This is a genomic window from Denitratimonas tolerans, from assembly GCF_037203605.1.
Taxonomy (GTDB): Bacteria; Pseudomonadota; Gammaproteobacteria; order Xanthomonadales; family Xanthomonadaceae; genus Denitratimonas; species Denitratimonas tolerans.
This window is the reverse complement of sequence record NZ_JBBDHC010000004.1, coordinates 165737-178881: the sequence shown is the minus strand read 5'-3', so window position 1 is coordinate 178881 and position 13145 is coordinate 165737. Positions and strand designations below refer to the sequence as shown.

The 13145-nt window shown below is 70.0% G+C and carries 7 protein-coding genes; 4 read left to right on the top strand and 3 right to left on the bottom strand.

The features are described 5' to 3' along the window. The first annotated feature begins 26 nt into the window (after positions 1–26). On the top strand, positions 27–1790 hold the full coding sequence (locus WB794_RS04405) for a GGDEF domain-containing protein (RefSeq protein WP_337334636.1): 1764 nt from the start codon (positions 27–29) through the stop codon (positions 1788–1790). An 18-nt stretch (positions 1791–1808) separates the two neighbouring features. On the opposite strand, the gene WB794_RS04400 is transcribed toward WB794_RS04405, so the two are convergent. After that, a complete protein-coding gene (locus WB794_RS04400; RefSeq protein WP_337334635.1) occupies positions 1809–3491 on the bottom strand; it encodes a hypothetical protein in 1683 nt (560 codons plus the stop codon). A gap of 136 nt (positions 3492–3627) precedes the next feature. Here WB794_RS04400 and WB794_RS04395 point away from each other — a divergent pair, with 136 nt between their 5' ends. The 3 genes from WB794_RS04395 (at position 3628) to WB794_RS04385 (ending at position 7132) form a co-directional block, all read left to right on the top strand. Next, the gene (locus tag WB794_RS04395; RefSeq protein WP_337334634.1) at positions 3628–5109 is read left to right on the top strand and encodes an NAD(P)H-hydrate dehydratase; all 1482 of its coding nucleotides are present in this window, start codon (positions 3628–3630) and stop codon (positions 5107–5109) included. Beyond that, positions 5106–5582 (top strand): tRNA (adenosine(37)-N6)-threonylcarbamoyltransferase complex ATPase subunit type 1 TsaE, encoded by a 477-nt coding sequence (gene tsaE, locus WB794_RS04390; RefSeq protein WP_337334633.1) that lies wholly within the window; start codon positions 5106–5108, stop codon positions 5580–5582. Before WB794_RS04395 ends, tsaE begins: the two co-directional genes overlap by 4 nt. A 215-nt stretch (positions 5583–5797) precedes the next feature. Next, positions 5798–7132, top strand: a complete 1335-nt coding sequence (locus WB794_RS04385; protein ID WP_337334632.1) for an N-acetylmuramoyl-L-alanine amidase — start codon at positions 5798–5800, stop codon at positions 7130–7132. 21 nt (positions 7133–7153) lie between these two features. On the opposite strand, the gene WB794_RS04380 is transcribed toward WB794_RS04385, so the two are convergent. Beyond that, complete coding sequence (locus tag WB794_RS04380; RefSeq protein WP_337334631.1) at positions 7154–7993, bottom strand: hypothetical protein; 840 nt, start codon at positions 7991–7993, stop codon at positions 7154–7156. Positions 7994–8162: 169 nt separating this feature from the next. Beyond that, on the bottom strand, positions 8163–13046 hold the full coding sequence (locus WB794_RS04375; protein WP_337334630.1) for an alpha-2-macroglobulin family protein: 4884 nt from the start codon (positions 13044–13046) through the stop codon (positions 8163–8165). Positions 13047–13145 lie beyond the last annotated feature (99 nt).

Here is a 13145-nt window from a genome sequence, read left to right as displayed (position 1 = left end):
GCCACCTGAGGCATCTCGTCGCAGGAATGCTGCCGATCCTGCTGGTGTTCGCCTGCGCGTGCGCACAGGCGAACGGCTTCGATCTGGCCCAATACCGGCTGCGCGCGGCTACCGATCGCGCCGCCGGGCTCGAGGAAGGCTGGCGGGTGCTGGCCGATGGGGTATTCCAGGGCAATCCGGCGGGCGAGCGAATGCTGCTCTGGTACATGGGCGCGGCCGCGATCGGTGCGTCGGAAGATGACGCGCTCGATGCCATCACCACCCGGCTCGAGCGCCTCGCGCGCGAACACGAGGATGAGGTCGCGCGCAGCTACGCGGGATTCCTGCGCGGCGCGCGCCTGATCGATGCGGGCGACGCGCGGGCCGGCCTGGTGATGGTGCTCGAAGCGGCCAACCGGGTTTTTGCCCAGGACGACCCGCTGGCGCGCATCACCGCCGCCGGCGAGCTTTGCAGCGCCTACATTGCCGCAGACCTTGCGCAGACCGCGCTGGAGCACTGCCACCGTTACCGTCGCCTGGCGCAGGCTTCAGGCGATGCCGTCTTCATGGCGCGTGCGGATTACCTCGACGCCAGCGCGCTCAGCCGCGCCGGCCAGCCGCAGCAGGCGATCGAGCGCTGGCAGGGAGCCAGGCAGCATTTCCTGGCGCTGGGCCTGAAGGGTCTGGCGGCGCGTACCGCAGGATCCATGGCCGGCGACCTGATCATCATCGAGCGCCATGCGGAGGCGCTGGCGATGGCGCAGGAAGCGCTGGATGCGGCAATCGCCGTATCCAGCCCGATCAGCATGGCCATCTCGCGCGGCGTCCGGGCCGATGCGCTGGTCGGGCTGAAGCGGTATGACGAGGCCCAGACCGAGTTGGATCAGGCGCTTGCGCTGGTCGCACCGATGGAACAGCCCCTGCTCCTGGGAGACCTGCTGCAGACGCAGGCGGACCTGCTGCTCGCGGTCGAGGGCGATTCGCCGCGCGCCCGCGAGGTGCAGGCCCGCGCGCTGGCCTTGAAGGACACCGGCATGCATCTGGGCGATGGCCAGGAGCTCGAATCGCTCGAACTCAAGTTCCGCGAGCGCGAGCAGCAGCTGCAGATTCGCGAATTGGAAACCGAAAAGCGCGCCCAGGAGCTGGCGCTGGAACAGGCCCGGCTCGAAGCCGAGCGCAGCGAAGCCGCGCTGGCTCGCCAGCGCCAGGTGATGTGGGCCGTCGGGATCCTGATCCTGGCCCTGATCGCGGGGCTGGCGGTGGTGATCCGGCTGCTGCGCGCACAGCGGCGGCTGGCGGAAGCGCTGCGCGTGCAGGCTTACCGCGATGCGCTGACCGGCATTCCGAACCGGCGCGCGCTCAATGAGCTGGCTGGCGCACTGCTGCCCGAGCCGGACAGCGAGGAGCGCGGGCACGTGCTGATGATGACCGACCTGGATTATTTCAAGTCCATCAATGATCGCTACGGCCATCCGTTCGGGGATCAGGTGCTGGCCACGGTGGCCGAACTGCTCCAGTCGCTGGTGCCGGCGACGGCGCTGGTCACGCGCATGGGCGGCGAGGAATTCGCGCTGCTGTGCCCGGACCTGGGCAAGGCGGGCGCGATCGAACTGGCCTCGTCGATCCGCCGCGCGGTGGGGTCCCTGGTCCTGGAGTCCCGGGGCGAGCGCGTTCTCGTCACGATCAGCATCGGGGTTGCGGTGTTCGGTCCCGGCACCCGGGATTTTTCCGCCTGGATCCGGGCCGCCGATGCCGCGCTTTACCGCGCCAAGGCGGCAGGGCGCAACTGCGTGGAACTGGCGGCGGACTGAGCGCGCGTGCGGCGCGGTTCAGGGCGCGGTGCCTTCGAGCCCGTCGCTGAAGATCATATCGCCCCAGGTCAGGCGTTCGGAGGCCATCGCAATGGGCGCGCCGCGCCCGGTGGCCTGCCAGAGGTTGTGCAGGGTCTGGCCCCAGTGGTCGGTGGCGTTGCCGTCGCGCAGCGCCTCGATGTAGTGGCGGGTGAGTGACTGGTAATAGAGCGTCGCATCGACCCGCACCGCGCCTGTCGGGAGCGTCACCGAGGTGTCGTGCCAGTACTGGCCATCGGCGTAGCCGATGCCCACGGCCGGCGCGCCGCCGTCGGCAAAGGCGGCGTTGTCGAAGCCGCGCGGCGGGATGCGGGTGTCCTTCCAAATCGTGTCGGCCAGCGCCATGTGGGTGGTGACGCCCGCGGGCTTGCCGGTGGCGGCCGCCGCGTCGTCGCTCAGCGCGACCAGCATTTCGTATACCGTGGTGCCGGCTTCGTCGAGATGGGCCTCGGCCGTGTCGTAGTGGCCGCGCTCCAGCACGAGCGCGCCGCTGGCGTCGAAGAACCGCAGGTTGAGCCAGACGCGGCGGCCTTCGATATGGCCGGTCGGCAGCTTGTGGCCGGTCTGGTTGAGCACCCGCGCCAGCACGGTACTCGCCGTGAGACTCAGCTCGATGGTGGCGGCGCGCTGCAGCATCGAGAGCGCTTTGGCGCGGCCGGCGGCGATGTGCGCGGGATCGACCGCCGGATCGTTGGCCGTGTAGGCCGCGATCAGGTCGAGCGAGGGCACGGCCGCGCCGGCGAAATCGTGGGTGGCCATGTCCTGCCGCACCGGCCCGTAGCTGCAGGCCTGCGATGCCGTCGTCGGCATGTGGCAGTCCTGGCAGCTCGACACCACGTTGCCGCGGCTGCCGCCGAAGCGGCCGCCCAGATCCACGCCACCGTCGGCGAAGGCGGAGAGCTGCCATTCGGTGAAGGTGCGCTCCAGCGGGAACTGCGTCCACGGATCGTGATCGGGTGCCTCGGCGTTGATTGCGTTGTAGCGGTAGCGTCCGTCCGGGAGCTTGGACACCGCGACGTTGCCCACGTCGTGGCAGGTGCCGCACAGGCGCGAGTCGCGCAGGAAGGGCGAGACCAGCAGCTCGTGGTCGGCCTGATGGTCGCTGCGCGGGCCGCGCCGGCGGCCCTGGGGGTCGAGCACGAACATGGCGTTGGCGGTGAACTGTGGCACGTCGGTCAGCGCCGCGAGGATGGCCGCGTCCTCCGGCGGACTGACGCCCGACTGGTACTGCGGGTCGACCATGCTGTGGCAGAAGTGGCAGGTGACGCCTTCCCGGTCGCGCGCGTCGAGCGAGTTGCCCGACGCATCGTCGGCGTGGCCGCTGACGACGGCGACCGGCACGTGGCAGCGCAGGCAGAAGGTGCCGACGTTGGCGACATCCTGATTGGCGTTGGTCATCTGCGCGAAGAACAGCGGATCCTTGCCGCCCAGCGCCATCAGGCTGCCGGCCCAGGTCGCGTAAGGCTCGGCGGCTTCGTTGAAATAGCCGTGGCAGCTGCGGCAGTTGTTGGCGGGCCACAGGTTGGAGGCGGGCATGTCGCCGAACTGGGTGCCCGGCACCTTGAAGTCCAGCGGCGTCATCGGCACCTGCGCCAGCGCGACGCCGGCGAGGGCGATCGCCGCGCCTGCCGTCATGAATTGTCCCCAGCGTAGGTGCGCCATGGCCATTCTCCCCGTTCGACCGGATGCTAAGCGGGCGCAGCCGGTGCGGGCCTTGATGCGGGTCAAGCCCGCGCAAGGCGCGTTGAACCGGGGCGCGGATTCATCCCGATCGCTGCATGCCCGCTAGAATCCGCCCATGGACAAGCCCCTGCCGCTCTACCGCTGCGAGGACGTGCGCGCCTTCGAGGCCCGCGCGATGGAACACGACGGCATCGACGCCTACGCGCTGATGACCCGCGCCGCTGCCGCGGCGTTCGCGCGCATGAAGCTCGACTGGCCGATGGCGCGGCGGCTGTGCGTGGTCTGCGGGCGCGGCAACAACGGTGGCGACGGTTTTGTTTTCGCGCGCCTGGCCCGGATGGCCGGGATGCAGGTCAGCGTAGTGGTGGGAATGCCCGAACCGCCTGTCGTCGAGCCGGCGGCGCGGGCGTTTTCGCACTGGCGCGAAACCGGCGGCGAGGAAATCCTGTTCGCGCCCGGCACCGCGCTCCCGGATGCCGACGTGATGGTCGATGCACTGTTCGGGATCGGCCTGTCGCGCCTGCCCGAAGGCATCGGCGCGGCGCTGATCGCGGCGATCAACGCCAGCGGCCGCCCGGTGCTGGCGATGGACGTGCCTTCGGGGCTGGACGCCGACAACGGCGCTGCGCCCGGCGCGGCGGTCAAGGCGACCCGCACGGTGTCCTTCATCTCGCACAAGCGCGGCCTCTTCACCGGACGCGGGCGCGCCTTGGCCGGACCGGTGGAACTGGCCACGCTCGATGTCCCGATCGAAACCCGGGCCTCGCAGCCGCCGGCCGCCTGGCTGGTCGAGGTCGGTCAGCTCGGGCGCTGGCTCAGACCGCGGCAGCGCGACGCGCACAAGGGCGATCACGGCCGCGTGCTGGCCATCGGCGGCGACCACGGCTACGGCGGCGCGATCCGCCTGTGCGTGGAAAGCGCGCTGCGCAGCGGAGCCGGGCTGGTCACGGTGGCGACGCGCGAAAGCCACGTCGCGCCGATGCTGGCGGCGCGCCCGGAGGCGATGCCGCACGCGATCAGCGACGCTGCGCGGCTGCGCCAGCTTGCCGCCAATGCCGACGTGCTGGCGCTGGGGCCGGGCCTGGGGCGCAGCGAGTGGTCGCAGTCGCTGTTCCAGGCCGCCGTCGCGCTGGGCCTGCCTGCGGTGATCGACGCCGATGGCCTGAATCTTCTGGCCATCACCCAGACCCGCGTGCCCGACGCCGTGCTCAGTCCGCACCCGGGCGAGGCGGCGCGCCTCCTGGGCACCGATGTCCCCAGCGTGGAGCGCGACCGCTTCGGCGCGGCGCAGGCGCTGGTGGAACGATACGACGCCGTGGTGGTGCTGAAGGGTGCCGGCAGCATCGTCGCGGCGCACGGTGAGGTGCCGATCGTGATCGGTGCCGGCAACCCGGGCATGGCCTCGGGCGGCATGGGTGACGTGCTGACCGGCACCATCGCGGCGCTGCGGGCGCAGGGCCTTCGCGCCTTCGATGCCGCCTGTGCCGGCACCTTGCTGCACTCGGCCGCCGCCGACGCCGCGGCGCGCGACGGTGGCGAACGCGGCCTGCTCGCCAGCGACCTGTTCCCGCACCTGCGCCGCCTGGCCAACCCGTGACTGGACTTTCGCTGCACGCGCCCTCGGATACCGAACGCCTCGGCGCACTGCTGGCCCAACACCTGCCCGAAGGCAGGCTGGTCGCCTGGCTGGACGGCGACCTGGGTGCCGGCAAGACCACGGCCGCCCGCGCGCTGCTGCGCGCGCTGGGCGTCGCAGGCGGCGTGCGCAGCCCCACCTACACCCTGGTCGAACGCTACGACACCGCCGCCGGCGAGGTCGCCCACCTCGATCTCTACCGCATCGCGGATCCCGAAGAGCTGCACTATCTGGCGCTCGACGAGCTGGTCGAGCGCGCCCGCCTGTGGTTGGTCGAATGGCCGCAGCGCGGGCAGGGCGTGCTGCCGCCGCCCGACCTGGTGCTGCAGCTGCAGGTGGACGGGACGGGGCGCCTCGCGCGCCTTGTGTCGCATTCTGCCGCCGGGCGCGCGTGGGCCGAGGCCGTCCATCGCGCCTGGGTCACCGTGGCGTGAGCCGGGCGGGGCCGGCGCGGCGCGGGTACGGGATCTTCCGGAAGCGATCCCGCAACGCCATGAAACACAAGAAAAAATTAACGATTCGCGGGTGCCTGCTGCGGTGCCGGCCAAGCGAGTATCGTGCTTCGTGATGTAGGAAGGTTCGCTAACACCATGGATTATCAGGAGAAAGCGCTTGCACTCCTGGCGCAATTGGTGATTGAATTGGCACCATGAGGCCGTCCGTATCCTCCTTTGCCGCGATTCTGGCGTTTCTGGCGCTCGCGCTGGTGATGCCCAGGCAGTCGTTTGCCGCCGAAGTCCAGGCGCTGCGCGTCTGGACCGGGCCGGACCACACCCGCGCGGTGTTCGACGTGTCCGGCCCGCTCGACTACAAGGTATTCACCCTCGAATCGCCCAATCGCCTCGTGCTCGACATGGGCGATACCTCGATCAGCAAGGCCTTTGCCGCGCCGGCCGCATCGGGCGTGCTGAGCGGCGTGCGCACCGGCAAGCTCGGCGAGCGCGGCGTGCGCGTGGTCTTCGATCTGGCCGAAGGCGTGCGGCCGCAAAGCTTCCTGCTGCCGCCCGCCGATGCGCTGGGCCATCGACTGGTGATCGACCTGCATCCGCTCAAGGCCGTGGTGCCGGCGGTGCGCACGGTGCAGCAGGCGGTGCCTGCCACCGGACGCAAGGTCGTCGTGGCCATCGACGCCGGCCACGGCGGCGAGGATCCGGGTGCCAGGGGAGCCTCCGGCACGTGGGAGAAGGTCATCACCCTGGCCGTGGCACGCGAACTCAAGCGCCAGATCGATGCCGAGCCCGGCATGGAGGCGGTGCTGATCCGCGACGGCGACTACTTCATCGCGCTGCAGCAGCGTTACCAGAAGGCGCGCGAGGCGCGCGCCGATCTGTTCATCTCGGTCCATGCCGACGCCTTCCACAAGGCGGCGGCTTCGGGATCCTCGGTGTACGTGCTGTCCACCCGCGGCGCTTCGAACGAGGCCGCGCGCTGGCTGGCGGCGAGCGAGAACAAGTCGGACCTGGTCGGCGGCGTGTCGCTCGACGACAAGGACAACACCCTGGCGGCGGTGCTGCTCGATCTTTCCCAGAGCGCCACGATGCAGGCCTCCGACGATGTCGCCAACCACGTGCTGGAGGCGATGAAGCGCCTCGGCAAGACCCACAAGCCGCACGTGGAGCGCGCCAACTTCGTGGTGCTGCGCTCGCCGGATGTGCCGTCGATGCTGGTCGAGACGGCCTTCATCAGCAATCCGGGCGAAGAAAAGAAGCTCAACGATCCGGCGCATCGCACCCGCCTGGCCGCTGCCATCGTGGAAGGCGTGCGCGATTATTTCAGCGTGCAGCCGCCGCCGGGCACCTGGCTGGCAAGCAACGCCAAGCCGCGCGCGCGCCAGCACGTGGTCAGCCGCGGCGAGACCCTGAGCCTCATCGCACAGCGTCACGGCGTCACGCTGGCGAGCCTGCGTTCGGTCAATACCATCAAGGGCGACGTGGTGCGAGTCGGCGATCGGCTCACGATTCCGCTGGCGATGGGACCGGGCTGATCCGTCGCGCAGGCGAAGTCATTACCCCAGTTCGATGTGATCGTGGCCCAGATAGAGGGTCAGTGCATCCAGGGTCGCCGCCAGTTCCGCCGCGCAGACGCCCGCCTCCAGAGGCTCGCGCACCGCGTCCTCGATGCGGCCATACAGCACCTGGCGCAGCTGGTCCTCGCTGCGCGCGCGGACCAGCACGTCCTCCAGCACCCGCGCGAATTCGCCCGGCGTGGGTGACATCCCGGCGCGCTGGAACAGCGCCGCCAGCGCCTGGAACAGCGTGCGCGCGTCCTCGCCCAGGCCGTAGTCCTGCGGGCGGTATTCGAGGAAAGCGCGCTGCGCGTCGGTCCAGATGCGGAAGCTGGCGCGCGCCAGCGAATGGTAGAGCGGTGCCTCGGAGATCAGCGCCAGCAGCAGGTGGCGCGGGTTGGCGACCGCACTGACGCTGCCGTGTGGCCACTCGCCGCTGGCGGCAAACGCGTGCAGGCGGATATGGTCGGCAAAGTCCGCGAGCTGGAGCTGGTCGAGGATGAGGATGGTGCGCTCGCCCTCGGAATAGGCACAGGCCTCGGTCACGACGCGTTCGAACGCGCTCATCGGCGCTTCGGTTGGTTCGTGCGGCGGTTCGTCGACCGCGTGGATCGGCGCAGGCGGCGGCTCGCGCTGGCCGAAATCGTGATAGAGGATGTGCGGATATTCCAGCGCCCGCGCCAATGCCGTGGCGAACGCGGTCTTGCGCCGGCCCGCCGCGCCGTCCACGTGCAGCACGCGCAGGTGCGCGGCCTGCGCCTCGAACAGGCAGCGCAGCGCGAACTCGTAGTCGTCGTTGGATTCGAAGCCGTGCTGGGCGAGCGCGTGGCGCAGATTCATCGGAAAAGGGCAGGGCGGATCTGGGGCAATGATGGTGGCATGGCGGGCGCGTCTCAAGCGGCCGTCCGCGCGCCTGGCGTCGTGCCGCCGGGGCTGGCACGACGCCCTCCGGTGCGGGAGCGGCGTGCCATCACGGATTCCAGGGCGGCAGACGACCTGCCAGCACCGCTCAGGGCGACACCACCGTGACCGTCTTCTGCGGCGAGGTGCCCATGCCCGAGAGCTGCGGGCGGTACATGTCTTCGACGCTGGGCGGCGGTACCACGTAGGTGCCCGGCGATACCGCGCGCACCAGGTAGAACAGGCGTGCGGTCGAGCCGCTCCAGAGTTTGATTGCGGCCACGTAGCGGTCGTCGCGGTATTCCTCGTGGCGCAGGTCGACGCCGTACTCGCGCTCGGACAGCGACACCCCGTCGATCATCAGTTCGCCGAAGGCGTCGTTGCCGCCCAGCGCGAGGTTTTCGATCTCCACCCCGCCGGGCAGGAGGTCCACCACCAGCGCGTCGGGGATGTATTCGTCGGCCTCCACCGTCACCATCGCGATCAGGCTCTCGCCTTCGGTCAGCCGGGTGCCGGTGAACAGTGTGCCGTCGGTGCGGTACCAGGCGCGGCGCACGCGCAGGCCCGATTCGCTGGGTGCCGGTGCGCTGGTCGGGTAGCCGACGATGTCCTGCGACAGCCAGAACGGCCCGCTGCCTTCCAGCGTCAGGCTCACGCCGCGGCGCAGATCTTCCAGGCCGACCTCGCGCGAGACCAGCGGCCGGCCGCTGAGCGCGTGCGGCGTGCCGGCGATGCGGAATTCGCCCTGCAGGCCGTCGTGGTTTTCCGAGAGCACGGTGCGCCCGAGGCGGAAGATCGCCAGGCGCTCCTGGGTGCTGAACCAGTAGCGCGACATTTCGGGCCGGCGCAGTTCGCGCGCCAGCTTCATCACGCGCCCACCGGTGGCCTGGCTGGCCAGGCCGTGTTCGTACAGCAGGGCCAGCAGCAGCGCCTCGTCACGCACGTCCGAGCCGTAGTCGCCGAGATAGCCGGGACGTTCGGAGGTCATTTCCAGGGCCGCGGCGATGGCGGCATCGGCGCGCTTCTCGTCGCCGGCCAGCTTCAGCGCGATACCCAGATGCACCAGCGGCAGCGCCGTGAGCGAGCGATCGCGCTGGTTGTCCCAGAGCGAGCGCAGGGTGCCGAGCGGAGCGCGGTTCACGCGCGCGAGCACGTAGCCGCCGTAGGCGTTGGACGCAAAGCGCAGATGCTGGGAATGGTCGTAGCTGTAATAGCCGTCACCGCCGGTGAGGAGGTCGTCGTTGAGGCGCGTCAGCGCCTTCTCCAGCACGGTTTCGGGGATCGCGATGCCGTTCTGCTTCGCGGTGATGAGGATGTCGGCCACATAGGCGGTCATCTGCGGCATCGGCGAATCCTCGCCGGGCCAGAAGCTGAACTGGCCGTTCTGCCGCTGCATCGCGGCAATGCGGCCGAAGCCGGTATCGAGCATGTCCTTGCGCTTGGCCTCTTCCAGTGGTTCCAGGCCGAACTTGCGCGACGTGGCGGCGTCCAGGTCCACCAGCGGCCACAGCCGGCTGGTGGTCTGCTCGATGCAGCCGTAGGGGTAGCCGATCAGTCCGTCGATCGCGGTGGTGAAGGGCAGCGGCGGGATCGAGGCGATGCTCAGCTGCGCGATGCCCGATTCGGCGAACAGGCCGTCGAACAGGCTGGGGCCGAAGCTGAGCGTCTGCGCGCCGTCGAGCTGCTGCGCCTGGCTGCGCCGCACCGCCGGCCAGGCCGGCCGCACGGTGATCTCGAACTGGCGCGTGAGGCTGGATTCGGGCGACTGCGCGCTGACGCTGAACTTGCCCACCGCATTCTGGCTGCCGGCCAGCAGCGGGAAGTGCAGGGTGGTGCGCGCATTGTCCGCCAGGGTGACTTCGCGCGCCGGTGCCTCGATGCCGATCGGCGCGGTGCCGACCGCGCTGACCCGCCAGCTGGCGCTCTTGCCGCTGAGGTTGTGAAGGTCGACGGTGAGCTGGGCGCGGTCACCCGGTGCCATCACGCGCGGCGTGCTGACCTCCATCACCAGCGGTGCGCGCACCAGGGTTTCGTCATCGGCACGGGCATAGCGATCTTCGGAGAATGCCAGTGCGGCGACGCGCAGGGTGCCGTTGAAGTCCGGGGCGGTGAACTCGACGCTGGCGCGGCCCTGCGCATCGAAGCGCACCGGAGCGGCATGCAGCGCGACGGTCTGTACCTTGGCGGTGGGGCGGCGCGCCTGCGGCAGCGCCGCCAGCGCGGCATCACCGCCGTAGCGCAGGCGTGCGGCGGCACCGTCCAGCGGCGCGATCACGCGGCCGTAGAGGTCGTAGGCGTCGATGCCGAAACCGCGCGGGGCGAGGAAATGGCCGGCCGCGTCGGGTACCGGATAGCCGGTCAGGTTGATGATGCCCAGGTCCACCGCCTCCACCACGGCGTGCGCCTCCGTGCCCGCGAACTCGGGAGAGGACAGATCGATCCGGATCGCCTGTCCCGGGCGCGTCAGTTCCGGCACCTTCACCTCGAGGCTGGCATCGCGCTGGCCGCGGGCGATGGGCAGGTGCGCCACGCCGATCGCTCGATTGGGACCAACGAGGCTGGCCTGGTCGGCTGGCCGGAAGACCAGCGCGGTCACGTAGACGTCGTGGCGCATGAAGCTGGCGTCGACCGGAATCTTGACCGTGGTGGCACCGCGCACCTGCACGTTGCCGCGGTAGAGCAGCCGGTCGGATTCGACCAGCACCACGGCCGGACCGTCGTAGGGCGAGGTCAGGGTGACGACGGCGGTGTCACCGGCACGGTAGCCGCTCTGGTCGAACGCCACCTTCACCTTGTCCGGACGCGCGTCGATGCCCTGGTTGTCGTTGTTCCAGCTCCAGCCGGCGGTGAAGGGGTAGCGCATGGTGAGGCCGGTGGACGGGTCGGTGACTTCGAGCCGGTACTCGCCCCATTCCACGCGTGCCGAGAAGCGCGCCGGCGTGGTGCCGTCGAAGTTCACCGTCGCCTCGGAGTCGGTCTGGTAGCGGCGGGTGAAGTCGGTGTTCCAGCCGCTGCCGTCGACCCAGTGCCAGTGGTAGTTGCGCAGTTCGCGCACCAGCTTGACCGAGAGGTTCTGCGCCGGCTGCAGGTTTCCTTCCGGATCGGATTTCACGATCTCGAAGGCGATCTCGCTGTTGGCATTGGGGCCGTCCTCGGCATCGAACAGCGGGCGCACGCCGACCAGCGCGTCGGCCGGCCACACCGCGCGTACCAGCGAGCGGCGTACCGCGCGGCCGCCGGACTCGAACACGCTGCCGCTGACGATCACCTCGAACGGTGCCTTGGGCGCTTCGGCATCGGGCAGCACCGCGATGGGTTCGTGCAGCTGGCCTTTGTCGTCCAGCGTCGTGTCGATGGACTGTTCGGGCTCCTTGGGCAGCGAGACGGTGGGATCGCCGAAAAAGTAGCCCTTCAGCGCCGGCACCGCGCGCAGCGCCGGACGGTAAAGCACTTCGGCCAGGAAGCGGTTGCCGGCAGCGGGCGCGCCGTAGAGGAAGTCGGCGTCCACGTCGAGCGGCAGCGGCGCGCCGGGCGCGAGCCGGGCAACCGCCGATTCGAGCACCAGCTTGAGGCGCTCGGGCAGGAACTCCTCGATGCGGAACTCGAAGCGGCCGATCGGATCGGCGGCGGTCGGATCGAGCCGGAACTCCAGCGCCCAGCGGCCGGTGGGCACGTCATCGGTCAGGGTGCGCTGGTAGCTGTAGTAGCCCAGCTCGCCCGGCTCCAGCGGCAGGGTGGAGGTGACGCGGCCATCGGGCTGGCGCAGGGTGGCAAACAGCGTCTGCGCTTCGGGCAGCGGGCGTCCGTCGTAGTCGCGCAGCAGCGCCGAGACCTGCAGCACCTCACCGGGGCGGAAAAGGTCGCGTCCGGACCAGGCGTAGACATCCTGCGCGGTCTGGCGGCGGCCGCCCACGGAGAAGTCGGAAAGGTCGATCGCCGGCTGGTTGAACGAAACCACGGCCACTTCACTGCCCTGGCGGGCGATCAGCACGAGCTTGTCCTTCGGCTGCGCCGGCAGCATGGCGGCGCCATCGGAGTCGGTGCTGGCGCTGGCCAGGGTTTCACCCTTGCGGTTCTGCAGGCGCAGCTCCACGCCGTTGCGCGGCTGGCCGCTGGAGAGGGCGGCGGCGTGCACGAACAGCCCGTCCTTCTCCGCGCGTGCGTGCAGGCCAAGGTCGGTGACGTAGAAGTGGGTGGTCTCGTAGCTGCCGTCGAACGCGCCGGCGCGGCGCAGTACCGCGAAATAGACGCCCGGCTCGCGCAGTTCGGCGATGGTCTGCACCGGCAGGAAACTCACCTGGCGCACGTTGCGGCTGGCGTCGACGGCAAAGCGGTTGGCATAGACCGAGTCGGCCAGGGCGTTGATATGGTCCAGCTCCCAATAACCGCGGCTCTCGGCGCGACCGTAGCGCCCGAGGAAGTCCGACAGCGATTTCTCGCGCACGCGGAAGAACTCCACATCCACTTCCGGCGTGTTCACCCCGATGATCGGCAGCCCGCGCGTGCCGCGCGCCGGCAGCACGCTGCCCTGGCTGGCGAACCCGACCGCCGGCGGCAGATTGCCCGAATACACCTCGCGGTCAGGCAGGGCACCGAGGCTGCGGCCGTCCGGCGTCGCCAGCCCGGCCTTGAAGCTGATCGTGTAGGTTTTGTCGCCCTGGACGTAGGGGAAGCGCAGCACGCGCGTGTCTTCCTCATCGAGCGACCAGCTTCCCGGGGCATCCGCGCCTTCGGCATCGCGCACCAGCAGCAGATCGTCGAACGGCAGGTCGGCCACCAGCGGCTGGGAGAACGCGAGCCGCAGCGCGGGGCGGCCGTTCCAGCTTTCCCCGGTGGCCTCGGCCAGGATGAAGGCGTCGGTGGTGGCGGGCTCGGTGGCCACCGGTGGTGCCTGCGGCGGAGCGTCGGGCGTGCCGCAGCCGGGCAGCAGCACCAAAAGGATCAGCGTGGCAAGAAAGGTTGCCGTGAGGCCGAATCGACGCGAGATGCACATGCCGGATGCCCTTGGGAAAGACTGGCCGCAGTATAGGCGAGCGGCGTCACGCTTCCGTGGCAAATCGCGGGCAGGCGCGTGGCGCGGTGCGGCCGATTG

Coding starts and splice junctions, on each gene's coding strand:
- WB794_RS04405 (WP_337334636.1), top strand. CDS start 27: ATGCTGCCGATCCTGCTGGTGTTCGCCTGCGCGTGCGCACAGGCGAAC.
- WB794_RS04400 (WP_337334635.1), bottom strand. CDS start 3,491: ATGGCGCACCTACGCTGGGGACAATTCATGACGGCAGGCGCGGCGATC.
- WB794_RS04395 (WP_337334634.1), top strand. CDS start 3,628: ATGGACAAGCCCCTGCCGCTCTACCGCTGCGAGGACGTGCGCGCCTTC.
- WB794_RS04385 (WP_337334632.1), top strand. CDS start 5,798: ATGAGGCCGTCCGTATCCTCCTTTGCCGCGATTCTGGCGTTTCTGGCG.
- WB794_RS04380 (WP_337334631.1), bottom strand. CDS start 7,993: ATGAATCTGCGCCACGCGCTCGCCCAGCACGGCTTCGAATCCAACGAC.
- WB794_RS04375 (WP_337334630.1), bottom strand. CDS start 13,046: ATGTGCATCTCGCGTCGATTCGGCCTCACGGCAACCTTTCTTGCCACG.